The organism is Roseomonas gilardii, assembly GCF_001941945.1.
In the GTDB taxonomy this organism is placed as follows: Bacteria; Pseudomonadota; Alphaproteobacteria; order Acetobacterales; family Acetobacteraceae; genus Roseomonas.
Genome location: NZ_CP015583.1, coordinates 2,047,343 through 2,070,194, shown reverse-complemented (window position 1 = coordinate 2,070,194; position 22,852 = coordinate 2,047,343). Strand labels below are relative to the sequence as shown.

Here is a 22,852-nt window from a genome sequence, read left to right as displayed (position 1 = left end):
AAGACGAGGGGGACGTGTCATCGAACGGCGGAATGCAGGCCGCCGGACACGTCACGGGCCAGGGCCTTCCGTCACGCGTGCGGTGCCGGTTCTTTAGGATTTTAGCATTTTAGGGTTTTAGCCCTTTATCCGACCGGGCGGACGCAGGGCCGTGCCCGGTGTCGCGAACCGGGGGAGTGCCCGGACGCCTGCTTCAGGGGCCGGTGATGCAACGGCGGGAGTTGATTTTATTCCTATAGCCCGGGCGGGCTTCGGGAAGCAAGGGGCGTCGGGGGACCGTGCCGGACAGCATGGCTCCCCGGCGATGGCTGGTGCCATGCGCACGCCCATGGATGGGCGCATTCCGCCGTCCGGATCAGTCCTCGCCGACCGGCGCGAGATCCACGCCCACTTCCAGCTTGTGCCGCCCGCCGCCCAGGATGATGCCGCGCAGCGGCGAGACATCGCCGAAATCGCGACCCCAGCCGAGCAGCACATGCTCCTCCGAGAGCAGGATGTTGTTGGTCGGGTCCAGGTTCAGCCAGCCGAGCTCCGGTCCCAGCCAGGCGCCGACCCAGGCATGCGACATGTCGGCGCCGACGCGGCGGGGCTGCCCCGGCGGCGGATAGGTGCGGATATAGCCGGAGGTGTAGCGCGCCGGCAGGCCAAGGGCGCGCAGGCCGGCGATCATGACATGGGAGAAGTCCTGGCAGACGCCCTCGCGCCGGCGCAGCACCTCGTCCACCGGGGTGGCGATGCCGGTGACGCCGGAGCGGAAGCGGAATTCCTTCTTGAAGCGGGAATTCAGGTCCAGCAGCCCTTCCAGCACCGGGCGGCCGGCGGGGAAGGAGGGGGTGACGAAGTCCCGCGCCGCCTCGCCCACCCGGACCATGGGGCTCGGGAAGGTGAACTCCGCCGCCTCCGGGTCGCGCCGCGCCATGGCCGCCACCGCCTCCCAGGGCAGGGTCGCGGCGGCCGGGGGAGGGGGCAGGAAATGCACGTCCACCACCGCCTCGGTCACCACCTCGAAGCGTTCGTGCGGGCTGTCGAGGAAGAGCCAGGTGACGTGGTTGCCGAAGTGGTCCCGCCCGATGGTGGTCCGGGCGGCCTCCGGCGTGCTGGTCAGCGTCGTGCTTAGCACGCGCTGCGCGGGCAGTTCGCGCGGCGTCAGGCAGAGCATGTGCGTGGCCATCTCCACCGGATGGCCATAGGCATAGCTGGTGACGTGCCGGACACGCAGGATCATGCCATCCCCCGTCCGATGACCGGGACCAGAGACCGTGCCTGCGGCAGCAGGGTGAAGTACTGGCGCGAGATTCCCTCGGCCAGCTGGCCCGCGCGTTCCTCCACGCCCCGCAGCCGCCCGGGGACCTCGCCCACCGGTCCCTCGGCGATGGCGAGGGTCTCGTTCGACAGGGCTTCCGCCTCCCGGGCCAGGGTGTCGTCGCGGCCGGCCAGGTTCTCCAGCAGTTCCTGGGCGCGGGCGAACTGGAAGCCCAGCCCGCGGGGGTTGCCGGAATCAGCCAGGACCAGCGCCAGCACCGGTTCCGCCTGTGGCGCGGCCAGATAGCGCGTGCGGTAGGTGATCACGGAATCGCACAGCTCCAGCGCGAGGCGCAGCCCGGCCTCCAGCCGCGCGGGCGGCTGGTCGAGCGCCATGGACAGGGCGGAGGCGACGGACTGGGCACGTTCCACCCGGCGCCCGAGATCCAGGAAGGTATGGGCGCCGCCGCGCACCATGTTCTCCGCGGCCACCCCGGCCACCCCGGCGGCATAGCGCATGGCGGCGCGGTGCAGGCGGGACAGGGATTGCAGGTCGCGCACCCGGGACAGCTTGTCCCGCATCTCCCGCAAGGGCTGGAGGAAGGCGTCGTGCATGTCGCCGGTCTGCCGGTCGCGCGTGGCCTCGGCCAGCCGGGCGATGCGCCCGAAGGCGCGGGACAGCGATTCATCCGGCCGGGCGGCGCGCAGCAGCGCCCGCCGCAGCGGCCCGGCATCCCCGGCGACAGGGAAGTCCTCCACCTTCACCAGCCCGGCGGGCACCAAGCAGCGGGCCAGGGTGTGCAGCTCCGCCAGCTCATGCGGCAGCAGGGCGTCGCGCTCCAGCCGCACCAGGGCGGCGCGCGACAGGCGGGCGGCGGTGTCCAGCCGCTCCACGTAGCGGCCCAGCCAGAAGAGGTTGTCCCCCGCCCGCGACGGCATGCCGGCCGCCATCCGGCGCAGCGCCAGCGGCGGCGACTGGAGGGCGGGGGGCAGTCCGGCCTCCGCCTCGTCCTCCAGCACCCAGACATCCTTGGACAGCCCGCCTTCCGGCACCCGGGTGAAGGCATGGGCGCCGTCCTCCAGGATATGGGCGAAGCCGCCGGGCAGGACCCGCCAGCCGGGGGCGCCGCGCGCGTCGCCGTCCGCATGCTCGCCGGCCAGGAACATGCGCAGCCGCACGGGAAGCGGCACCTTGGCGCCGGTCCCGTCCTCCCCCGCGCCGCTCACCCAGCAGGGCACCTGCGAGGGTGGGGAAAGCTCCGTGGCGGCCCAGCCCTCCGGCCGGTCCTCCAGACGGGCGAGGAGGGCGCTGTTCGCCGGGTCCAGCAGCACGGGTGGGCTGCGCGGATCGGTGGCCGAGCGGAGCATCCACCGCTCCGGCGTGGCGCGGACCTCCGCCAGCGCGGCGGGATCGCCCAGCCAGAGCGTGCGCAGCCCCGGCAGGCGCAGCGCCTCGCCCAGCAGCACCTCGCAGAGGCGCGGCAGGAAGGCGGCCAGGGCCGGGGCCTCCGCCATGTCGGCGCCAGGGTCGTTGACGATCCGCACCTCGCCGTTGCGGGCGGCGTCCATCAGCCCGACCACGCCGCCGGCGGCGGGGGCATCGGATTCCAGCGGGTCCAGCAGATGGCCCTGCATCCGCCGCAGCAGCGCGCCGATCGGCTGCAGCCCGCGCAGCGTCTTCAGGTAGAGCCGGCCCCGGCGCACCGTGAGATCCCCCGGTTCCACGGGGATGCAGTCCAGCGCCTGGGTCAGCACCACGTTCTCGGCCCAGCTCGGATCGCCCACGGCGGGGGTGAGCAGGGCGATGGCATCCTCCGCATGTCCGGGCGGCAGGGCATGGCGGAGCGAAAGCTGCCAGGCCTCCAGGAACGGGCGCATCGGCCGCAGCGGCACACGGCGGAAGAGTTCCGGCATGGTGCGGGCGAGCAGGCGGCGGTTCTCCAGCGCCTGCGCCAGCCCGGCCATGCGGGCGATGGAATCCCCGGCCACGCGCCATTGCCCGTCCAGCCCGCGTTGCAGGTCCGTCGCCAGCACGCTGAGCATGGCGGGGCGCGGCACCGGGCCGGTGGTGCGGCAGGCGCGCAGGAAGGCGGCGTTGTTGAAGACCAGCTCGGCCGGCAGCAGCCCCTCGGCCAGCAGCCGCTGTGGGCCGTAGACATCCTCCAGCACCAGCTCCAGCAGCCGGGCCCGCTGTGCCAGCCCCTGCTCCAGATGGGTGAACTCCGCGGCCGGGATGGGCATGGGCAGCAGGTCGCAACGCCAGGCCGTCACCCGCTCCTCGGAGGGCAGGAGGGAGGCGATCCCGTCCTCCTCCAGCGCCCGGTGCAGGCTGAGCGCGCGGTCCGACAGGTCGGGGGCGGACAGGCCGGACAGGGCGCCCAGGATGCTGCGCCAGTGCGGGCGGATCCGGCGTTGGCCGTCCACCATCTCGTCGGCGGCGACGCTCATCCCGGACAGGGTCCGGCGGGCATGGCGGTGGCGGGCGGGCGTGCGGCGCTCATCCCTTCATCTAGCCGGGCTGGCACCTGCTGCGCCAGCCGCCCACCCGGCCCGGCGCGGCGATTCCGCCGGGGCGGCTGACTCCGGGGGCGGAAGCGGGCAGTCTGCGCCGCCCCGTCCACCCGTTCCCCCCCCGATCCGGAAGGAATCCCGGCATGACCGCCGAACAGCGCAGCATCGTCATCTTCGACCTCGGCGGCGTGCTGGTGGACTGGGACCCGCGTCACCTCTACCGCCGGCTCTTCCCCGGGGACGAGGCGGGGATGGAGCGGTTCCTAGCCGAGGTCTGCACCAACGAATGGAACCTGCAGCAGGATGCCGGGCGGAGCTGGGCCGAGGCCACCGCCCTGCTGCGCGCCCAGCATCCGGGGCAGGAGGAACTGATCGACGCCTTCCACCGGCACTGGCCGGAGATGATCCGGGGGGCCATCGACGGTACGGTGGAGATCCTGCGCGAGCTGCGCGAGGGCGGCGTGCCGCTCTATGCCCTGACCAACTGGTCCGCCGAGACCTATCCGGTGGCGGAGGAGCGCTTCGACTTCCTGGGCTGGTTCCGGGGTGTGGTGGTGTCCGGGCAGGAGAAGCTGATCAAGCCCGATCCCCGGATCTACCGCCTGCTGCTGGAACGCTTCGGGGTGGACCCGCAGGCGGCCGTCTATATCGACGACAATCCCCGCAACGCGCGGACGGCGGGCGATCTCGGGATGCACGGCATCCACTTCACCTCGCCCGAGCATCTGCGGGCGGAGCTGGTGGCGCTGGGGCTGCCGGTGGCGCCGCCCGCCTGACGGGAGGAGCTATGGCGCCTCGGGCATGTCCCGCAGCCAGGCGTCGAGATCCACCGCCGCCACCTGCCGCCAGAGCTCCGCCATGCGCCGGGCGGCGAAGTCCAGCAGGGCCCCGCCCAGCTCCGCCGTGGCCTTCGTGGCATCGCCGACCGCCCCGGCCGGGTTCAGGTCCTGCGCCTGCCAGGCCAGGCTGGCGCCCAGGGCGGAGGCGATGGCGGGGGCGGTGTCCTCCAGCCGTTGCTTCGCGCTGGGGAAATCGGCCATGGCGGCGCGGTCCACATCCTGGGGCGAGAGGCGCAGCATGAGGGCCGTCTCGTCCCGCCCGGCATGGATGCCGTAGCGCGCCTCCACCGGATCGGCGGAACCCTCCGGCCGGCCCATCCGGTCCCAGTGGCTGCCGATCGCCAGGATGCGGTTTTCGGCGCGGAGGCGGCGGCAGGCGACCTCCAGCATCGCGGCGTTGCCGCCATGGGCGTTCATCACCACCAGCCGCCGCACCCCGGCGCGCGCCACGCTGGCGCCGATCCCGGTGACGAGGCGGAGGAAGCCTTCCTCGTCCAGCGTCAGCGTGCCGGGAAAGGCCAGGTGCTCCACCGAGAGCCCCACGGCCTGATGGGGCAGGACCAGCAGCGGCAGTTCCGGCGGACAGTGGGTGAGGGAACGGGCCAGGATGCCGGCATTGATGGTCTGGTCGGTGGAGACGGGAAGATGCGGCCCGTGCTGCTCCGTGGCGGCGATGGGCAGGACCGCCACCGTGTTCTCCGGCAGGTCCCGGAATTCCGGCCAGCGCAGCTCGGCCCAGAAGCGCGTGCGGATCGGCATGGTGGCATCCTCCCTTTTCCCGGTGATGGCAACGCCGGAACCGGGGTTCCGGCGTCGCGCCGGCCTTCAGGCCGGAACGGGCTCCGTGCCCAGCGGCAGGGCCGGGTCGCGCACCTCGCCCGTGCCGCCGTCGGTGATGCCCAGATCGGTCGGATGCGGGCCGGGGTTGCAGGCCAGCGAGATGCCGGTGACGCCGCGGAAGACGCGGAAGGGCGGCTTCCACGGCATCACCGCATCGGCCGCGGCGCGCAGCCGGGCGAAGCTGGCGGCGGTTTCCGCGGGCGGCGTCTCGGCCAGCAGCCCGGCGATGGGCAGCGGCATCACCCCCGTCACCCGGCCGCCCGCCGCCACGGCCATGCCGCCGCCGCAGGCGATCAGCGCGTTGGCCGCCGCCGCCATGTCCGCCGGGTCGCGGCCCAGCACCAGCAGGTTGTGGTTGTCGTGGCTGATCGTGGTGGCCACGGCGCCCTCCGGCTCGCCCCAGCCATCGGCGAGGCAGAGCATGGGCGCCGGGTCGCGCCGCCCATGCCGGTGGAGGATGGCGATCAGCGCATGGCCCGGCGGCAGCGCGGCGATGCCGTCGCGCACCGTGACCTCGGCCTCGGCCCAATGGACCACGCGGGCGCCGCCGACCACGGGCAGGCGTGCGTTTCCGTTGTCGATGCCCTTCACCCGCAGGCGGAAGGCCTCCGGCGCCTGGGGCTGGAGCTTCACCGTGTCGCGCGGCGCGCCGGACAGGTCGCGGGGCAGGGCTTCGAGCATCCGGCCCCCCTCCGCCACGAGGCGCCCGGCCACATAGACCCGCTCCACCACCATGCCGGGCAGGTCGGAGAGCACCGCGATCTCGGCGCGCCGCCCGGGGGCGATCAGGCCGATATCGTCGCGCTTCAGCCGCAGCGCGGCGTTCAGCGTGGCCATGCGGATCGCCAGCACCGGGTTCAGACCGCGCGCCACCAGCCGTGCGAGCGTATCGCGCAGGCCGCCCTTGGCCACCAGCTCGTCCGGGAAGATGTCGTCCGTGCAGGCCACGAGGCCGGCCGGGAAGACCGGCAGGGACAGGATCGCCGCCACGGCGCCCGGCAGGACAGTGTCGTGGCTGCCGCGCAGCTCCACCGTCAGCCCGGCGCGGAGCTTGGCCAGCAGGTCCTCGCCCGAGGTGATCTCGTGGTCCGAGGTCACGCCCGAGGCGGCATAGGCCTGGAGGGCGGCGCCCGCGAGGTCCCGCCCATGGCCGTTGACGTTCTTGCCCGCCGCCATGCCGGCGCCGACGATGCCTTCCATCCGCGCGCTGCCGGCGAGCACCCCGGCCATGTCCATGACCTCGGCCACCCCGGCGACCTCGGGCCAGCGGAGCATCTCGCGCATCTCCTCCGGCCCGATCTCGGCGCCCGCCACCTCCAGCCCGGGGGCGGAGGGGACGCAGGACGGGGCGGCGACCAGCACGCGCAGCGGCAGGCCCCGCGCCGCCTCCACCGCCCAGCGCACGCCCGGCACGCCCAGCACATTGGCCAGCTCGTGCGGGTCCCAGACCGTGGTGGTGACGCCGTGGGGCACGACGGTGCTGGCGTAGTCCACGGGGGCCATGAAGGAGGATTCGAAATGCAGGTGGTTGTCCACGAAGCCGGGCGCCAGGAAGCGGCCCGCGAGGTCATGGAATTCCGCCGCGTCGGCGCGCGTGCCGGGCGGGTGCACGGAGGCGATCAGCCCGCCGACCAGCCCGACATCCGCCGCGCGCAGCTCGCCGGTCGCGACATCCACCAGCGTACCGCCGGTGAGCAGCAGGTCGAAGGGTGCCTTGCCCTGCGCCGCCTGGACGGCGCGGCGGCGGGTCTCCGCGGCGATGGGGGCTTCGGGGGCGAAGCTCATGGTGCCTTGCTCACGCTGGTGGCGAGCGTCATCTCGTCGGTGCGGGCCTCGTAGCGCAGCCCCTTCCGCATCGCCCAGGTGTTGGTCTGGAAATAGAGCGGGATCAGCGCCTGCTGGTCGAGGATCGCCATGCGCGTAGCCTCGCGGCTGATGCGCTCGCGCTCCTGGTTGTCCATGGTGGTGCGGGCCTGCTCGATCAGCCGGTCGATCGCGGCATTGCTGAAGCGCCCGCGATTGGCCGGGCCGAAGCCGCGCGACGGGTCCACCGTGTGGATCAGAGCCTCCAGCATCCCCAGCACCTCCGGATTGGGCGAGAAGCCGGACAGGTTCACCGAGTATTTGAGCTGCGCCGACTCGCTCAGCCAAGTGCCGCGCGGCTTCGTTTCCACCGTGGCGGCGAGGCCGGCGCGGCTCCACATCTGGCCGATCGCCTGCACCACCTGCTCGTCATTCACGTAGCGGTCGTTCGGCCCGTTGATCTGCACGGCGAAGCCTTCCGGATAGCCTGCCTCGGCCAGCAGCTTCTTCGCCGCCGCGAGGTCGAAGGGCTGCGGCTTCGCCAGTTCGGGCGAGGCGCCGAAATAGCCCGGGGGGGCAAGGTCGTTGCTGGGCAGGCCCTGGCCCTGCATGACGCGGGAGACGATAGCCTCCCGGTTGATCGCCATGGACAGCGCCTTGCGCACCCGCACGTCCCGCAGCGGGTTGGGGATCGGCTTGCCGTCGCGGCCCGCGATGTGCGGCGTCACCTCGCGGTCGCTGTCCAGCGTCAGGAACATCAGCCGGTTGGAGGGGCTGGCGGCGGTGGCGAAGCTCGCGTCCTTGGCGAAGCGGTCGAACTGGTCGGTCGGCACGATCTCGATCAGGTCCACATCGCCGGCGCGCAGTGCGGCGGTGCGGGCGCCGGCATTGGCGATGGGGCGGAACTCGACCCGCTTGAAGGCGGGCTTCGGCCCGGCGAACTCCTCGTAGCGTTCCATCACCGCCACGCCGCCGGGCGTCCAGGAGACGTAGCGATAGGGGCCCGTGCCGACCATGCCCTTGCCGGCGTTGAAATCGGCGGTGGAGAGCCCCTCCGCCGCATGCCTGGCCAGGATCATCACCATGGACAGGTAGTTCGCCATCAGCGGCGTCGGCGCATGGGTGTGGATGCGCAGCGTATGCGCATCCACCTGCTCCACCGACTTCACCGGCCGGGTATAGGTGTTGAGCGAGGAGGGCGAGTTCGGCACGTCGCCGGCGCGGGCGATGGTGAAGGCCACGTCGTCCACCGTCACCGGCGTGCCGTCCTGGAAGCGCGCCGCCGGGTTCAGCCTGATCTCCCAGGTCAGGTCGTCCACCGCGCGCCATTCGGTGGCCAGCGCCGGGCGCAGCACCTGCCGCGCATCCTGTTCCATCAGCGGCTGGAAGTAGTGGCGGCCATAGGCGTAGTTGGTGATCACGCTGGCGAAATGCGGGTCGATGCTGGTCGGCCCGGCCTCCATGCCGATGCGCAGCGTGTCGGAATCCTGGGCGGCGGCCGGTGCCGCGACCGCCAGCGCCGCACCAGCCAGGAGGGTGGAGGCGAGCAGGGCGTCGCGAAGGCGGGGGAGGCGCATGGCGGGTGGTCCGGTGGCAGTGATTTCTGGCGCGTGGCATGATACCGCCCGGCGCCGGAAAGCAAGCCCGCTATCCAGTCTGGAGACGAATTATGCCCTCACCGGAGGATCTCGCCCCTCTCGCCCCGGCCATGACCGCCTGGCGCCGCGACATCCATGCCCATCCGGAACTCGGCTTCGACGAGACGCGCACCGCCGCGCTGGTGGCGCGGGAGCTGCGCGAGGCCGGGATCGAGGTGACCGAGGGGCTGGGCGGGACCGGCGTGGTCGGCACGCTGCGCGGCAAGGGGAGCAGCGGCGGCGGCAACCGGGCCATCGGGCTGCGTGCCGACATGGACGCGCTGGCGATGGGCGAGGTGACGGGGCTTCCCTATGCCAGCACCAGGCCCGGCACGATGCATGCCTGCGGCCATGACGGGCACACCGCCATGCTGCTCGGCGCCGCGAAGTGGCTGGCACGGAATCCGGACCGCTTCTCCGGCACGGTGCAGTTCATCTTCCAGCCCGCCGAGGAGGGACTCGGTGGCGCCGACCGCATGATCAGGGAGGGGCTGTTCGAGACCTTCCCCGTCGATGCGGTCTATGGGCTGCACAACATGCTCGACATGCCGGTGGGCAGCATCGCCGTGCCGCGCAGCCGCGCCCTGGCCAGCGCCGATACCTGGGAGGCCGTCTTCACCGGCAAGGGCGGGCATGGCGCGCGGCCGCATCTGGCGGCGGATGCCACGCTGGCGGCGGCACAGTTCATCACCGCGCTGCACAGCATCGTGGCCCGCAACATCGACCCCTTGCAGAGCGGCGTCGTCAGCGTCGGCCATATCGCGGCGGGCGATGCCAAGGCGCCGAACGTGATCCCGGCGAAGGTGACGGTGCGCGGCACCGCTCGTGCCTTCCGCAACGAGGAACGCGCCCTGCTGGAGCGCCGCATCCTGGCCATCGCGGAGAATACCGCCGCGACGCATGAGGTGTCGGTGGAGGCCCGCTACATCCACGGTACGCCGCCCACGGTGAACCATGCGGAGCAGGTGCAGGTCGCGCTGCGCGCCGCCCGCGCCACGGTGGGCGAGGCCTTGGTGGATGACGACCCGGAGCCGATCACGCCGGGCGAGGATTTCGCCTTCATGCTGCTCGAACGTCCCGGCGCCTTCGCCTTCATCGGCATGGGTGCGCCGCGCCATCCCGAGGGCTACCAGCACAATCCGCATTACGATTTCAACGACGAGATCGTCGCGCATGGCGCGGCCTACTGGTGCAGCCTGGTCGAGGTGGAGCTGGGATGACCGCGCCGCGCACCACCGTCATCGATTGCGACCCGGGCACGGATGACGCGATCGCGCTCTGGCTGGCCCTGGCCTCGCCGGAGCTGGATGTGCGGCTGGTGACGGTCTGCGGCGGCAATGTCGGACTGGAGCGGACGCTCGCCAATGCCCGTGCCATCATCGGGCTGACCGGACGGGCCGTGCCGGTGGTGGGCGGGGCGAGCCGCCCGCTGCTGGGCGAGTTCCGCTCCGAGACGGCGGTGCATGCGGCCGATGGCTTGGCCGGGGTGAGCCTGCCGGAAGGCCCGCCAGTCGCGCCCGGCCTGGCGGCGGATGCCATCCGGGACCTGCTGCGCCGCTCGGCCCCGGGCGAGGTGACGCTGATCGGTCTGGCGCCGGCCACGAACCTCGCTCTGGCCCTGTCCGCCGAGCCGGAGCTGCGGGACCGCGTGCGCGAGATCGTGCTGATGACCGGCGCCTGGGGCGAGGGGAACTGGACACCCTCGGCCGAGTTCAACGCCGCCTCCGATCCCGAGGCGCTGGCCGCCGTGATCGCCACAGGGCTGCCGGTCAGCCTCGTGACCCTGGACCTCACCGCCCAGGCCTTCGTCACGCCAGCCGTGGTGGAACGGCTGGCCGGGGCGGGGAAGGGGGCCTGCCTGGAGGCTGCCTGCGCCATCCTGCGGGGCGTGCCGGCCTCCCGCCGCTTCGGGCATCGTGGCTTTCCGCTGCACGACCCCTGCGCCGTGGCGCTGGTGCTGTGGCCGGAACTCTTCGGTCTTCGGGAAGCCTGGGTGGAGGTGGAATGCGGCACCGGCATCGGCCGGGGGCGCACGCATATCGACCGCTGGAACCGGATGCGGCGAACGCCGAATATCCGCGTCGCGGAAACACTGGCCGTGGAGCCGTTCTTCGAGGCTTTGGCCGGGCGGCTGGCCTCGCTGCCATGAAGCATGGCGGCCCGCCGCGCGGGAAGGGCGGAGGCTGGGCCTCAGTTCGGCCGGGCGGCGCGCGGCATGGGCAGGTCCACCTGCTGACGCAGCCAGGAGGCGGCGTCCGGCGGCAGGCCGTCCGTGGCGATATCCTCCGCCATGCGCATGACCAGGATCGGTCCGGCGATCCCGTTACGCCGCAGGGCGCCGCGAAGGTGCTGGGAAAGATAGCTCACCGACATGTCACTCGAAACGAAGAGAGCATTCGCGTTGGCGACCCAGTGGCTTTCCGAGACCTCCCAGATCGCCTGTTCCAGAACCTCGGTCGCGCCTTGTGGCAAGTCATACAGAACCAGAATGAGCGACATCTCACCACGTTCCACGCTTCAGGGCAGGTGAAGATAGGAATAGGCCCAATGCGCATCCAGTTCCACCCTTTCAAGAAGACGGGAGACAATACCGCCCATGACAAAAATCATCGGCCATCGAGGCGGTGCATTTTTGTGGCCGGAGAACAGTATTGGTGGGTTCCGCCATGCATCACAGCTTAAGGTTGAATATTGCGAGTGCGATATACACCTTTCGGTTGATGAGCAGCCAATCGTGCATCACGACGCCCGGCTGGAAAGGACCTCCGAGGGGCAGGGCCTCCTGGCCGAGCATCCGGTCGAGGAGCTGACGCGCCTCCGCCTGCGCGGCGCGGGCGGGGAGTGCATCCCGCATCTGCGCGATGTCGTCGAACTGGTCGCTTCCTCCGCCTCCGGCCTGCAGGTCGAGCTCAAGACGGATGTGCGAGGCAGGCCCTATCCGGGCTTGCTGGACGTGGCGCTTCCGATCCTGGACCGGCATGGAATGCGGGGGCGCTGCGGCATCATCGCCTTTCACGCGCCCACCGCCGCCGCGGCCCAGGCGGCGGGCGGCTTCGACCATGTCGCCTGGCTCTTCGACCCGGCCATGCTGGAGGGGCTGGGCCTGCCGGGGGTGATCGGCGTGGCGAAGGCCCATGGGCTTTCCATGGTGGAAACCCATGCCAGCGTGATGGATGCGGAACTGGTGGCGGGGCTGCGCGCGGCCGGACTGCGGATCGCCGTCTGGGGCGGCAACCACGCGGACAGCATCGCCCGCATGCTGGATCTGGGCGTGGATGCGATGGCCAGCGATGATCCCGTGCTGGCCATGCGGATGCGCGGCGAGCGGGGATAGGGTCCAGGCGCCCCGTTGCCGGAGCGCCTGGAAACTTTACTCCGTGGAGAAACGGAAGGCGCCACCCGCCGGCGTTGCCGCCGGTTCGGCCGCCGCCGCGGCGCCCTGCTGTTGCTGCTGTGCCTGCCGGGCACGCGCCTCCAGCTCCTGCAGCAGCCGCGTGACGCTGCCGATCAGGTTGGGCAACTGGGTCAGCGGCAGGACGAGCTGGCCCGCCGGGGCGAGCTGGCCGTCCGTTCCCGTCTGGCCCAGGGTGAAGCGCGCCACGCCATGGCGCACCTGGGCGTCGATGACCCCGTCGCTGAAGATGCAGGGAAGTGCGGCCGGGGCCGGCTTGTTGTTACTGCTCACGGAAGGCCCTGTGGAAGCTGTCGATCAGAGGCTGCATCATGTAGCGGAAGAAGCTCCGGTCGCCGATCTTGATCTGCGCCTCCACCGGCATGCCGGCCTTCAGCGAGACGTTCTCCAGCTTGGCGATCTGGTCCGGCTCGATCACGATCTGCGCGCGGTAGTATTCGGTGCCGCGCTGCGGCTCCTGATTCACGTCGCTGCCCACGAAGGTGACGTGCCCGTGCAGATAGGGCACCAGCCGCTGCTTGAAGGCCGGCAGCCGCACTTCCGCCTCCAGCCCGTTATGGACCACGTCGATGTCGGTGGGGGAGACCTTCACCTCCGCCACCAGCCGGTCGCGGTCGGGTACGATCTCCAGCACCGTGTCGCCGGGCTTCACCACGGCGCCGGGGTTGAAGAAATGGCTGTTGAGCACGACGCCATCCACCGGCGCCAGGATCTCGCGGCGCGTGGACACGTCCTGCGCGGCGCGGATGCGCTCCTGCAGTTCCCGCAGCTTGGTATCCACCTCCCGCGCATCGGTGGAGGCTTCCTGCACGCGCTGGTCGCGCGTGTTGCGGAGCTGGTTCCGGGTCTCGGTGATCTGGGCCTCGGCCCGTTCGACCTGCCCCTGCAGGTCGGAGATGTTGCCTTCCGCCGAGGCGATCTGCCGTTGCAGGCCCAGCAGGCGGGGCATCCGCTCCAGCCCCTGCGCCACCAGGGCCCGCACATCCGTTTCCTCGCGCCGCAGCAGGTCGAGCTGGCGCTGCTGGCTGGTGATCTGGGCGCGGGTGGAGAGGATGGAGGCGCCGTACTGGCCCAGCCGGGCCTCCAGCACCTGGATCTGGCTGGCCAGGCTGGCGGTGCGGCTGGCGAAGAGGATGCTCTGCCCCGTCATCGCCTCCCGCGCACGCGGGTCGTCGGAGGAGACCAGCTCCGCCGGATAGGCGACGGTCGTGGCGCCCGCCACCTCGGCCGCGTCCCGGGCCGCCTGCGCCATCAGCGCCCAGCGGGTGCCGCGCGAGCTTTCCAGCGTGGCGTCGGACTGGGTGTCGTCCAGCCGCATCAGGACCTGCCCGGCCTTCACCTCGTCACCGTCGCGGACCAGGATCTCGCGCACGATCCCGCCCTCCAGGTGCTGCACGGCGCGGCGGTTGCCCTCGGCCTTGATGACGCCGGGGGCGATGGCGGCCTCGCTCAGGGGGGCGGTGAAGGACCAGGTGCCGAAGCCGCCGACGAACAGCGCGATGCTGGCGATGCCGAGCAGCATCGGACCGCGCGTGCGGGGGCGCGGCAGGTCGAGCACCAGCTCCGGCAGGCCGGGATGGCCCGCCGGGGTGGGGGTCAGGGGACCGCCAAGGGGCGGCAGGGCGATATTCGCGCTCATGCGGCAACTCCAGGCTGGCCGGGCAGGGAGGCGGGATTGCGCGGCGCGGCCACGGCCGGACGCGGGCCCATGACGCGGTTCAGCACCTCCTGCCGCGGGCCGAAGGCCTCGATCTGCCCGTCGCGCAGCAGCATCACCTTGTCCACGCCCTGGACCAGGACGGGACGGTGGCTCACCAGCACCACGGTGGTGCCGTGCTCGCGCAGTTCGCGCAGCGCATGGAGCAGGCGTGCCTCGGCATCGCCGTCGAGGCTGCTGTCGGGTTCGTCCAGCACCAGCAGCTTCGGCCGCCCGAAGAGCGCGCGGGCCAGGCCCACGAGCTGGCGCTGGCCGCCGGAAAGCTGCTGCCCCGCCTCGCCGACCTCGGTGTCGTAGCCCTGCGGCAGGCGCAGGATCATCTCGTGGCAGCCGGCCAGCTTCGCCGCGGCGAAGACGTCCTCCGGCTCCGCCTCGCCCATGCGGGCGATGTTGCGGAAGACGCTGCCCTCGAACAGCTCCACATCCTGCGGCAGATAGCCGAGATGGCGGCCGAGATCCTCACGCAGCCAAGTGGAGACATCCGCCCCGTCGAGCCGCGCGGCCCCGGCGCTGGGCGCCAGCGTGCCGATCAGCAGGCGGACCAGCGTGGTCTTGCCGGCGGCGGAGGGGCCGATGATGGCCACGCTCTCCCCCGCCTCGATCGCGAAGTTCAGCCCCTTGATCACCGCGGCCGTCTGCCCTGGCGGCGCGTAGGCGAGGCGTTCCGCCACCAGCCGGCCCTTGGGCTCCGGCAGCGGCATGCCCGCCGGCCGCAGGCGCGGCAGCGCCAGGAAGGTCTTCAGCCGCTGCAGCGCCTGGCGCACCTGCACCAGCCCCTTCCAGCCGGCGATCACCTGTTCCACCGGCGCCAGGGCGCGGCCCATGATGATCGAGCCGGCGATGGAGGCGCCGGAGGTCAGCTCCTGCCGCAACACCAGCCAGGCACCGAGGCCCAGGATGGCGATCTGCAGGGCCAGACGGGTGAACTTGGTCACCGACATCAGCAGCGCCGCCCGGTTCGCCGCGCGCTCCTGCTGCGGCGTGCCGTCGGCCACGGCCTCCCGCCAGCGGCGCAGCACAGCGGGGGCCATGCCCATGCTGTCGATCACCTCGGCGTTGCGGATCAGCATCTCCGCCCGGCGGTTGGCGAGCAGGCTGGCCGTGCCCGCCTGCTTCAGCAGAGGGGAGGTCACCGCCTCTCCCAGCAGGGTCAGCAGGAAGAGCAGGACGGCACCACCCAGCGCCACCGCCCCGAGCAGCGGATGAAGCAGGAAGATCACCGCCAGGTAGATCGGCACCCAGGGCACGTCATAGAGGGCAAGCGCCGCCGGGCTGCCGAGCCAGTTGCGCGCCAGGGACAGGTCCCGCAGCGCCTCCGTGCGGTAGGTCCGGCCGCGAAGCTGTGCCTCCAGCGCGCGCAGGAACCCCTCGGGGGCCACCCGGGCCTCGATCCAGCCGGCGGCCCGCTGCATCACCTGCCCGCGCACACCCTCCAGCACCGCGAGAAGCAGGATCGCGCTGCCCGCGACCACGGTCAGCCAGAGCAATGTGTCCGTGCTGCGCGTCGCCAGGACGCGGTCGAAGACCTGCATCATGTAGAGCGAGATCGTGAGCTGCAGCACGTTCACCACGCCGCTGAACAGCGCCACGCCGACGAACTGCTGCCGGCAGGCGGCCAAGGCCCGCGATAACACCGTGTCCTTTTCCCGGATCTCCTTGGGAGGCGTCATGCGGAATTCCTTTCCGGGGAAGAAACGGGATCACGGCGGTATGCGCGGTAGTCCAATACCAACGAACAGGTTCCCAAAGGTTAACGAGTACAACCGCTAGTATAATAAGCGATCGCGGAAGTTTGTATTAATTTTGTGATGGAATCAATATCGTGACGGAATCGAAAGATAAGCCATGCGCTTGGCCTCCCGCCGCCCCTGGGTGACGGTGTCGAGGATCAGGCCGCAGGCGATCGAGAGCCAGGCCAGGATGGTCAGGCCGACCGATGCCAGGAAGCTCGGCATGCGCGGCACCAGGCCGGTTTGCAGATAGGTCTCCAGCACCGGGACCATCAGCAGCGCCGCCAGGAGGAGGAGCAGGGCGGCAAGGCCGCCGAAGAAGGGCAGGGGGCGTTCCCGCCGCACCAGGGCGGCGATGGTGCCCAGGATGCGGATGCCGTCGCGGATCGTGTGCAGCTTGGAGGCGGAGCCCGCCGGCCGCTCGCGATAGGGGGTCGGCAGTTCTCCGACCGGCAGGTGCAGCTCCAGCGCATGGACGGTGAATTCCGTTTCCGTCTCGAAGCCATGCGCCAGGGCGGGGAAGGATTTCACGAAGCGCCGCGAGAAGGTGCGGTAGCCCGAGAGCATGTCGGTGATCCGGTCGCCGAAGACCAGCCGGACCATGCCGGTCAGCATCAGGTTGCCGAAGCGGTGCCCGGGGCGGTAGGCGCCGACGCTCTCGTCCACCCGGATGGCGGTGACCATGTCCAGCCGCTCCTCCAGCAGTCGGCGCACCATCTCCGGGGCGGCCGAGGCGTCGTAGGTGCCGTCGCCATCCACGAGGACATAGGCGTCGGCCTCGATGTCGGCGAACATCCGCCGCACCACGCTGCCCTTGCCGGGCTGGCTTTCCGAACGCACCACCGCCCCGGCGGCGGCGGCGACCTCCCGCGTCCGGTCGGTGCTGTTGTTGTCGTAGACATAGACGGTGGCGCCGGGCAGGGCGGCGCGGAAGCCGCGAACCACCTCGCCCACGGCGGCTTCCTCGTCCCGGCAGGGGACGAGGACGGCGATGCGGGGTTCCGTCATCGGTCGGTGAAGACGAAGCGGCGGGACAGGACGAAGTTCCCGCCCATGCCGGCCAGCGCGCCGGCGGCCACGCCAAGCACGGGGTGGGCCGCGACCAGCGGCAGGTTGGAGAGGAGCAGGGCGTAGGTTCCGTAGTTCAGGGCAAAGCCGACGAGGTTCACCAGGAGGAAGCGCACCCATTGCCGGTGCGCCGGCCCGGCGCCGCGGCCGCGGAAGGTCCAGGCCCGGTTCAGCGCCCAGGTGGTGGTGGCCGCCGCGAGATAGGACAGCACCCGCCCGCCATAGGGGCCGGCGCCGAGGGCGATGGCGGCCATGAGCACCGCGGAATCGACCACGAATCCGATGCCGCCGACCACGCCGAAGCGCCACATCTGCCTTAGCACGGCCCGGATCTCCGGTCCGTTTCGGTCGGTCGTGGCAAGGCTGGCCTCCATGACGCAGGGCAATAGGCGAGCGGCGCGCGAAAGCCAAGCGGCGGGCCGGTGGCGGGGAATGCGATCCGTTACGGGGGCGGGGGCTTGCGCCGCGTCCGGGGGCGGGCTTCCTTTCCCGGCAAACCCGACATCTGGAGAGGTTGTCCGATGTTTCGCCGTGATCTGCTGGCCGGCGTCGCCCTGGCCGGAATGGCCTCCGCTCTGCCGAAGGACGGCCATGCCCAGGCAGGCAAGCCGGCGGCCACGCCCGCTGCCCCTGCCGCGGCGCCCGGGACGGCCGCCACGCCGCGCGTGCTGAAGTTCATCCCGCAGGCCGACCTCGCCGTGGTCGATCCGATCGTCACCACCGCCTATGTCACCCGCCACCATGGCTACCTCGTCTGGGACACGCTCTATGGCTATGACGAGGACTACAAGCCGCAGCCGCAGATGGCCGAGGGCCACAAGGTCGAGGAGGATGGCCGCCGCGTCACCATCACCCTGCGCGACGGGCTGAAGTTCCATGACGGCCAGCCGGTGAAGGCGGTGGACTGCACCACCTCCATCCGCCGCTGGGCGGCGCGCGACGCGCTGGGACAGGCGCTGATGGCGGTGACCGAGGAGCTCTCGGCGCCGGACGAGAAGACCATCCTGTTCCGGCTGAAGAAGCCTTTTCCGCTGCTCTTCGACGCGCTGGGCAAGCCCTCCACGCCGATCTGCTTCATCATGCCGGAGCGCATCGCCAAGACCGACCCGGCCACGCCGGTGAAGGAGATCGTCGGCTCCGGCCCCTTCCAGTGGGTGGCCGAGGAGCGGGTGCCGGGCTCGAAGATCGTCTACAAGCGCTTCGAGGGCTATGTGCCGCGCAAGGACGGCACGCCGAGCTGGACCGCCGGGCCGAAGGTGGCGAACTTCGACCGGATCGAATGGACGGTGATCCCGGACGCGGCCACGGCCTCCAACGCCCTGAGCAATGGCGAGATGGACTGGTGGGAACAGCCCACCGCCGACCTGCAGCCGGTGCTGCGCAAGGACCGCAACATCGTGGTCGAGATCCCCGACCCGACCGGGCTGGTGGCGATCTGCCGCTTCAACCACCTGCATCCGCCGTTCAACAACCCCGCCATCCGCCGTGCCCTGCTCGGCGCGGTGAACCAGGCGGACTACATGACCGCCGTGATCGGCGACGACCGCAGCCTGTGGCGCGACAATGTCGGCTTCTTCCCGCCCGACACGCCCATGGCCAGCGATGTGGGCATGGAGGCGCTGACCAGCCCGCGCGACTACGACAAGGTGAAGGCCGATCTCAAGGCGGCCGGCTACAAGGGCGAGAAGATCACCCTGATCGCCGCCTCGGACTTCCCCTCGCTGAACGCGCTCGCCCAGGTCGGCGCCGACATGTTCAAGAAGTCGGGCATGGAGGTGGAGTTCATCTCCACCGACTGGGGCTCGGTGGTGCAGCGGCGTGCCAGCCGCGAGGCGCCGTCCAAGGGCGGCTGGAGCGTCTTCTTCACCTTCTGGGCCGGGCTCGACCTGTTCAACCCGGGTGTCAGCCAGTCCCTGCGCGGCAATGGCGACAAGGCCTGGTTCGGCTGGCCGACCGCGCCGAAGCTGGAGGAGCTGCGCGCCGCCTGGCTGGAGGCGCCGGATCTGGAGGCGCAGAAGAAGCTCGCCGCCGAGGTCCAGAAGCAGGCCTTCGAGGACGTGCCCTACCTGCCGCTGGGCCAGTACTTCCAGGCCACCGCCTATCGCCGCACACTGAGCGGCGTGCTGAAGGGCATGCCGCTGTTCTGGAACGTGCAGCGCACGGCCTGACCCCCGGCTTCCGGCCTTTCCACGGAAAGGCCGGAAGCCGTACCTGAGATGGCCGGCGCCCTCTTCATGTCATCCGGGCAGCCGCCCGCCTTGTCACTGGACGGCGGATGAGGAGACCGCTTCCGGATCTCAATCCGAGAAGAAAATTCGGTTTTCCGTCACGTTCGTGCAATATCTTCGACATTTTTCCGTGATGCGGAGCCCGTTTTCCTCTCGCGGAGACCGGGGCGTCTCGTGTTAGGCTCCCGGCAAGGAAAATGACGCTTCTCCGGCCTAGCGACCGGTCCAGGCGACGGGAGGTCCGGGAGTGGCATGCATTGTGCAGGCACGCGGTGAAGTTCCAACAGGTACGGCGTCCGCCGTTCCTGCACGGAGCCTTTGCCACATGGCCGCTCTCCCGGGCGCCGCTTAGGAGATTCGTTTCCGATGCATCGACGTTCGCTCCTGAGGACTGGCGCCGGATTAGGCATCGCTGCCGCGACGGCGGGCCTTTCCGCCCCCGCCCTGGCGCAAGGCGCGGCTGCGAAGACCCTGCGCTTCGTTCCCCAGGCGAATCTCGCCAATTTCGACCCGATCTGGGGCACCCAGTACGTGGTGCGGAATGCCTCCACCCTGGTCTGGGACACGCTCTATGGCGTGGACAGCAAGCTGCAGCCGCAGCGGCAGATGGCGGAGGGCGAGGAGGTCACGCCGGACGGGCTGGTCTGGACCTTCCGGCTGCGGGAAGGGCTGAAGTTCCACGACGGCTCGCCGGTGCTGGCGAAGGACGTGGTGGCCAGCCTGAACCGCTGGGCGGTGCGCGACCCGATGGGGCAGATGATCCGGGCGCAGCAGAACGAGCTGGTGGCGGTGGATGACCGCACCATCCGCTGGTCGCTGAAGAAGCCTTATCCGAAGATGCTGCTGGCGCTGGGCAAGGTGAACGCGCCCTGCTCCTTCATCATGCCGGAGCGGATCGCGAAGACCGACCCCTTCGATCAGATCAAGGAATACATCGGCTCCGGCCCCTACCGCTTCGTGCGGGAGGAGTGGGTGCCGGGCGCCAGGGCGGTCTTCGTGAAGTTCGCCGACTACAGGCCGCGCCAGGAGCCGGGCTCGTGGCTGGCGGGTGGCAAGCAGGCGCTGCTCGACCGGATCGAGTGGATCATCATGCCCGATGCGGCGACGGCTTCCGCCGCCTTGCAGAACGGCGAGATCGACTGGTGGGAAAGCCCGATCAGCGACCTGATCCCGGTGCTGAAGGCCAACCGCAACATCTTGGTCGATATCGCCGATCCGCTCGGCAATATCGGCAATTTCCGGTTCAACCACACCCAGCCGCCCTTCGACGACGTGAAGGTGCGGCATGCGGTGATGACGGCGCTGAACCAGGAGGACTACATGAAGGCGATCGTCGGCGACGACGACAGCCTGTGGAAGCCGATGGCGGGCTATTTCACGCCCGGCACGCCGCTCTACACCGAGGCGGGCGGCGAGATGCTGAAGATGCGCAACATCGAGGCGGCGAAGAAACTGCTCGCCGCATCCTCCTATGACGGCCGCCCCGTCACCTGCATCGTCGCGCAGGACCAGCCGATCACCAAGGCGCAGGGCGACGTCACCGCCGACCTGTTGCAGCGCATCGGCTTCAAGCTCGACTTCGTGGCGACGGACTGGGGCACGGTGGGCGCCCGCCGCGCGGTGAAGGGGCCGCCGGGCCAGGGCGGCTGGAACATGTTCCACACCTGGCATGCCGGCGGGGACTGCATCAACCCGGCGGCCTATACGCCGATCCGCGCCAATGGCGACGGCGCCTGGTTCGGCTGGCCGAAGTCGGATGCGGTCGAGGCGGCGCGCGACGAGTGGTTCGCCGCGCCGGATTTCGCGGCCGAGAAGGCGGCCATCGACAAGCTCAACATCGCGGCGGTGGAGGCGGGCCTCTACGCTCCCACCGGGTTCTTCCTGTCCTACCAGGCATGGCGGCGGAACGTTTCCGGCGTGGTGCAGGCGCCGTTCCCTGTCTTCTGGGGCGTTTCCAAGGCATAAGGGTCCATGTTCTCGTATATCCTCCGCCGAATCGTGGCGACGATCCCCGTGATGGTGATCGTCGCGCTCTTCGTCTTCTCGCTGCTCTATTTCGCGCCGGGCGATCCGGCCGCGGTGATCGCCGGCGACCAGGCGACGCCCGCCGATGTGGAGCGCATCCGTGCCACGCTTGGCCTGGACCGTCCCTTCCTGGTGCGCTTCGGCGAATGGGCCTGGCACATCATCCAGGGTGACCTCGGCACCTCGATCTTCACCAACCTGCCGGTCAGCACGATGATCGCGCAGCGTATCGAGCCGACGCTGTCGCTGATGGTGCTGACGCTGCTGATCGCCATCACCATCGCGGTGCCGATGGGCGTGGTCGCGGCCTGGAAGGCGGGGTCCTGGATCGACCGCTTCGTGATGGGCTTCGCGGTGCTGGGCTTCTCGGTGCCGACCTTCGTGGTGGGCTACCTGCTCGCCTATTTCTTCGCGCTGCGCCTGGATTGGGTGCCGGTGCAGGGCTACACGCCGCTGTCCCAGGGCATCGGCCCCTGGTTCGCCAACCTGATCCTGCCCTCCCTGGCGCTGGGCAGCGCCTATATCGCGCTGATCGCCCGCATCACCCGCGCCACCATGATGGAGGTGCTGCAGCAGGATTACGTCCGCACCGCGCGTGCCAAGGGTGTCGGCCAGACGGGCATCCTGTTCCTGCACGCGCTCAAGAACGCGGCCGTGCCCATCGTGACGGTGATCGGCCTGGGCATTGCCCTGCTGATCGGCGGTGCGGTGATCACCGAGAGCGTCTTCGCCATCCCCGGCCTCGGCCGCCTGACGGTGGATGCGATCCTGCGCCGCGACTACCCGATCATCCAGGGCGTCGTGCTGCTCTTCTCCTTCACCTATGTGCTGGTCAATCTCTGCATCGACCTGCTCTACACCCTGTTCGATCCGAGGATCCGCTATTGAGCACCTCCGTCCTCGAGCCGCGGAGCACCGCGGCCGCGCCGCAGATGCCGGACGTCATGCCGGTCGCGAAGGTCCGCAAAGGCGTCATCGGCTTCATCCGGCGCCATCCGACCATCGCCCTGGGCAGCTTCCTGCTCGCCCTGCTGGTCTTTGTCGCCGTCTTCGCCCCCTATCTCTGGACGGTGGACCCGACCGCCCTGGCCCCGGCGCGCCGCACGCGCGAGCCCTCGGCCATGTACTGGTTCGGCACGGACATGCTGGGGCGCGACGTCTATTCGCGCGTGCTCTACGGCACCCGCGTTTCGCTGATCGTGGGCTTCGCCACCGCCTTCTTCGCCTCGGTGATCGGGCTGGCCATCGGCCTCTTCGCCGGCTTCGTGCGCTGGGCCGACAGCATCATCATGCGGGTGATGGACGGGCTGATGTCCATCCCTTCCATCCTGCTGGCCATCGCGCTGATGGCGCTCAGCCGCGGCTCGGTCGGCAACGTGGTGCTCGCCATCACCATCGCCGAGATCCCGCGCGTTTCGCGCCTGGTGCGCGGCGTGGTGCTGTCGCTGCGCGAGCAGCCCTATGTGGACGCGGCCATCGCCTCCGGCACCCGCACGCCGGTGATCATCTGGCGCCACATCCTGCCCAACACGATCGCGCCGATGACGGTGCAGGCGACCTATATCTGCGCCGCCGCCATGCTGATCGAGGCGAGCCTGAGCTTCATCGGTGCCGGCACGCCGCCGATCATCCCGTCCTGGGGCAACATCATGGCCGAGGGCCGCGCGCTCTGGCAGGTGAAGCCCTATATCGTCTTCTTCCCGGCCCTGTTCCTGTCCATCTCCGTGCTGGCGGTGAACCTGCTGGGCGACGGCCTGCGCGACGCGCTCGACCCGCGCGCGGCCAAGAGGATCTGACCTG

Annotated in this window: 19 protein-coding genes; 8 read left to right on the top strand and 11 right to left on the bottom strand. The window is 70.6% G+C overall.

The window, feature by feature from the left end; translation table 11 throughout:
• Positions 1-355: 355 nt before the first annotated feature.
• The gene (locus tag RGI145_RS09390; protein WP_075798157.1) at positions 356-1,225 is read right to left on the bottom strand and encodes a transglutaminase family protein; all 870 of its coding nucleotides are present in this window, start codon (positions 1,223-1,225) and stop codon (positions 356-358) included.
• Positions 1,222-3,690, bottom strand: a complete 2,469-nt coding sequence (locus RGI145_RS09385; RefSeq protein WP_075798156.1) for a circularly permuted type 2 ATP-grasp protein — start codon at positions 3,688-3,690, stop codon at positions 1,222-1,224. Before RGI145_RS09385 ends, RGI145_RS09390 begins: the two co-directional genes overlap by 4 nt.
• 206 nt (positions 3,691-3,896) lie before the next feature.
• Between RGI145_RS09385 and RGI145_RS09380 the strand changes: the two genes are divergently transcribed.
• A complete protein-coding gene (locus tag RGI145_RS09380; RefSeq protein ID WP_075798155.1) occupies positions 3,897-4,529 on the top strand; it encodes an HAD family hydrolase in 633 nt (210 codons plus the stop codon).
• A gap of 9 nt (positions 4,530-4,538) precedes the next feature.
• Here RGI145_RS09380 and RGI145_RS09375 read toward each other — a convergent pair whose 3' ends face one another.
• From RGI145_RS09375 to RGI145_RS09365, 3 genes are all read right to left on the bottom strand, one after another.
• The gene (locus RGI145_RS09375) at positions 4,539-5,351 is read right to left on the bottom strand and encodes a creatininase family protein (RefSeq protein ID WP_075798154.1); all 813 of its coding nucleotides are present in this window, start codon (positions 5,349-5,351) and stop codon (positions 4,539-4,541) included.
• A 66-nt stretch (positions 5,352-5,417) separates the two neighbouring features.
• Positions 5,418-7,217 carry an adenine deaminase gene (locus tag RGI145_RS09370; RefSeq protein ID WP_075798153.1) on the bottom strand — a complete coding sequence of 600 codons (1,800 nt, stop codon included), beginning with the start codon at positions 7,215-7,217 and terminating at the stop codon, positions 5,418-5,420.
• Entirely contained in the window at positions 7,214-8,812 is a 1,599-nt protein-coding gene (locus RGI145_RS09365) for an ABC transporter substrate-binding protein (protein ID WP_075798152.1), read from the bottom strand. Before RGI145_RS09365 ends, RGI145_RS09370 begins: the two co-directional genes overlap by 4 nt.
• A gap of 92 nt (positions 8,813-8,904) precedes the next feature.
• Here RGI145_RS09365 and RGI145_RS09360 point away from each other — a divergent pair, with 92 nt between their 5' ends.
• Positions 8,905-10,092, top strand: coding sequence for an amidohydrolase (locus RGI145_RS09360; RefSeq protein WP_075798151.1), 1,188 nt, complete (start codon positions 8,905-8,907; stop codon positions 10,090-10,092).
• Complete coding sequence (locus RGI145_RS09355; RefSeq protein WP_075798150.1) at positions 10,089-11,021, top strand: nucleoside hydrolase; 933 nt, start codon at positions 10,089-10,091, stop codon at positions 11,019-11,021. Before RGI145_RS09360 ends, RGI145_RS09355 begins: the two co-directional genes overlap by 4 nt.
• Before the next feature lie 41 nt (positions 11,022-11,062).
• Here RGI145_RS09355 and RGI145_RS09350 read toward each other — a convergent pair whose 3' ends face one another.
• Positions 11,063-11,371, bottom strand: coding sequence for a hypothetical protein (locus RGI145_RS09350; RefSeq protein ID WP_075798149.1), 309 nt, complete (start codon positions 11,369-11,371; stop codon positions 11,063-11,065).
• Between the two features lie 97 nt (positions 11,372-11,468).
• On the opposite strand from RGI145_RS09350, the gene RGI145_RS09345 reads away from it, so the two are divergent.
• Entirely contained in the window at positions 11,469-12,206 is a 738-nt protein-coding gene (locus RGI145_RS09345) for a glycerophosphodiester phosphodiesterase (protein WP_075798148.1), read from the top strand.
• Between the two features lie 36 nt (positions 12,207-12,242).
• Here the strand turns inward: RGI145_RS09345 and RGI145_RS09340 are convergent, their stop codons facing one another.
• The 5 genes from RGI145_RS09340 to RGI145_RS09320 form a co-directional block, all read right to left on the bottom strand.
• Positions 12,243-12,557: a hypothetical protein gene (locus RGI145_RS09340; RefSeq protein ID WP_075798147.1), complete on the bottom strand. Its 315-nt coding sequence runs from the start codon at positions 12,555-12,557 to the stop codon at positions 12,243-12,245.
• Positions 12,547-13,923, bottom strand: coding sequence for an HlyD family type I secretion periplasmic adaptor subunit (locus tag RGI145_RS09335; protein ID WP_075798146.1), 1,377 nt, complete (start codon positions 13,921-13,923; stop codon positions 12,547-12,549). Before RGI145_RS09335 ends, RGI145_RS09340 begins: the two co-directional genes overlap by 11 nt.
• Positions 13,920-15,671: a type I secretion system permease/ATPase gene (locus RGI145_RS09330; RefSeq protein ID WP_075798145.1), complete on the bottom strand. Its 1,752-nt coding sequence runs from the start codon at positions 15,669-15,671 to the stop codon at positions 13,920-13,922. The genes RGI145_RS09335 and RGI145_RS09330 overlap by 4 nt, the downstream gene beginning before the upstream one ends.
• Positions 15,672-15,815: 144 nt before the next feature.
• A complete protein-coding gene (locus RGI145_RS09325) occupies positions 15,816-16,739 on the bottom strand; it encodes a glycosyltransferase (RefSeq protein WP_075798144.1) in 924 nt (307 codons plus the stop codon).
• Positions 16,736-17,122, bottom strand: coding sequence for a GtrA family protein (locus tag RGI145_RS09320; protein ID WP_237183254.1), 387 nt, complete (start codon positions 17,120-17,122; stop codon positions 16,736-16,738). The genes RGI145_RS09325 and RGI145_RS09320 overlap by 4 nt, the downstream gene beginning before the upstream one ends.
• A 198-nt stretch (positions 17,123-17,320) precedes the next feature.
• On the opposite strand from RGI145_RS09320, the gene RGI145_RS09315 reads away from it, so the two are divergent.
• From RGI145_RS09315 to RGI145_RS09300, 4 genes are all read left to right on the top strand, one after another.
• Positions 17,321-18,967 carry an ABC transporter substrate-binding protein gene (locus RGI145_RS09315; protein ID WP_075798142.1) on the top strand — a complete coding sequence of 549 codons (1,647 nt, stop codon included), beginning with the start codon at positions 17,321-17,323 and terminating at the stop codon, positions 18,965-18,967.
• 426 nt (positions 18,968-19,393) lie between these two features.
• Positions 19,394-20,992, top strand: a complete 1,599-nt coding sequence (locus RGI145_RS09310) for an ABC transporter substrate-binding protein (protein ID WP_075798141.1) — start codon at positions 19,394-19,396, stop codon at positions 20,990-20,992.
• Between the two features lie 6 nt (positions 20,993-20,998).
• A complete protein-coding gene (locus RGI145_RS09305; RefSeq protein ID WP_019460650.1) occupies positions 20,999-21,940 on the top strand; it encodes an ABC transporter permease in 942 nt (313 codons plus the stop codon).
• The gene (locus RGI145_RS09300; protein WP_075798140.1) at positions 21,937-22,848 is read left to right on the top strand and encodes an ABC transporter permease; all 912 of its coding nucleotides are present in this window, start codon (positions 21,937-21,939) and stop codon (positions 22,846-22,848) included. The genes RGI145_RS09305 and RGI145_RS09300 overlap by 4 nt, the downstream gene beginning before the upstream one ends.
• Positions 22,849-22,852 lie beyond the last annotated feature (4 nt).

Bases quoted from the DNA above. Each gene is read 5' to 3' on its own strand.
- RGI145_RS09390 (WP_075798157.1), bottom strand. From the start codon at position 1,225: ATGATCCTGCGTGTCCGGCACGTCACCAGCTATGCCTATGGCCATCCG.
- RGI145_RS09385 (WP_075798156.1), bottom strand. From the start codon at position 3,690: ATGAGCGTCGCCGCCGACGAGATGGTGGACGGCCAACGCCGGATCCGC.
- RGI145_RS09380 (WP_075798155.1), top strand. From the start codon at position 3,897: ATGACCGCCGAACAGCGCAGCATCGTCATCTTCGACCTCGGCGGCGTG.
- RGI145_RS09375 (WP_075798154.1), bottom strand. From the start codon at position 5,351: ATGCCGATCCGCACGCGCTTCTGGGCCGAGCTGCGCTGGCCGGAATTC.
- RGI145_RS09370 (WP_075798153.1), bottom strand. From the start codon at position 7,217: ATGAGCTTCGCCCCCGAAGCCCCCATCGCCGCGGAGACCCGCCGCCGC.
- RGI145_RS09365 (WP_075798152.1), bottom strand. From the start codon at position 8,812: ATGCGCCTCCCCCGCCTTCGCGACGCCCTGCTCGCCTCCACCCTCCTG.
- RGI145_RS09360 (WP_075798151.1), top strand. From the start codon at position 8,905: ATGCCCTCACCGGAGGATCTCGCCCCTCTCGCCCCGGCCATGACCGCC.
- RGI145_RS09355 (WP_075798150.1), top strand. From the start codon at position 10,089: ATGACCGCGCCGCGCACCACCGTCATCGATTGCGACCCGGGCACGGAT.
- RGI145_RS09350 (WP_075798149.1), bottom strand. From the start codon at position 11,371: ATGTCGCTCATTCTGGTTCTGTATGACTTGCCACAAGGCGCGACCGAG.
- RGI145_RS09345 (WP_075798148.1), top strand. From the start codon at position 11,469: ATGACAAAAATCATCGGCCATCGAGGCGGTGCATTTTTGTGGCCGGAG.
- RGI145_RS09335 (WP_075798146.1), bottom strand. From the start codon at position 13,923: ATGAGCGCGAATATCGCCCTGCCGCCCCTTGGCGGTCCCCTGACCCCC.
- RGI145_RS09330 (WP_075798145.1), bottom strand. From the start codon at position 15,671: ATGACGCCTCCCAAGGAGATCCGGGAAAAGGACACGGTGTTATCGCGG.
- RGI145_RS09325 (WP_075798144.1), bottom strand. From the start codon at position 16,739: ATGACGGAACCCCGCATCGCCGTCCTCGTCCCCTGCCGGGACGAGGAA.
- RGI145_RS09315 (WP_075798142.1), top strand. From the start codon at position 17,321: ATGTTTCGCCGTGATCTGCTGGCCGGCGTCGCCCTGGCCGGAATGGCC.
- RGI145_RS09310 (WP_075798141.1), top strand. From the start codon at position 19,394: ATGCATCGACGTTCGCTCCTGAGGACTGGCGCCGGATTAGGCATCGCT.
- RGI145_RS09305 (WP_019460650.1), top strand. From the start codon at position 20,999: ATGTTCTCGTATATCCTCCGCCGAATCGTGGCGACGATCCCCGTGATG.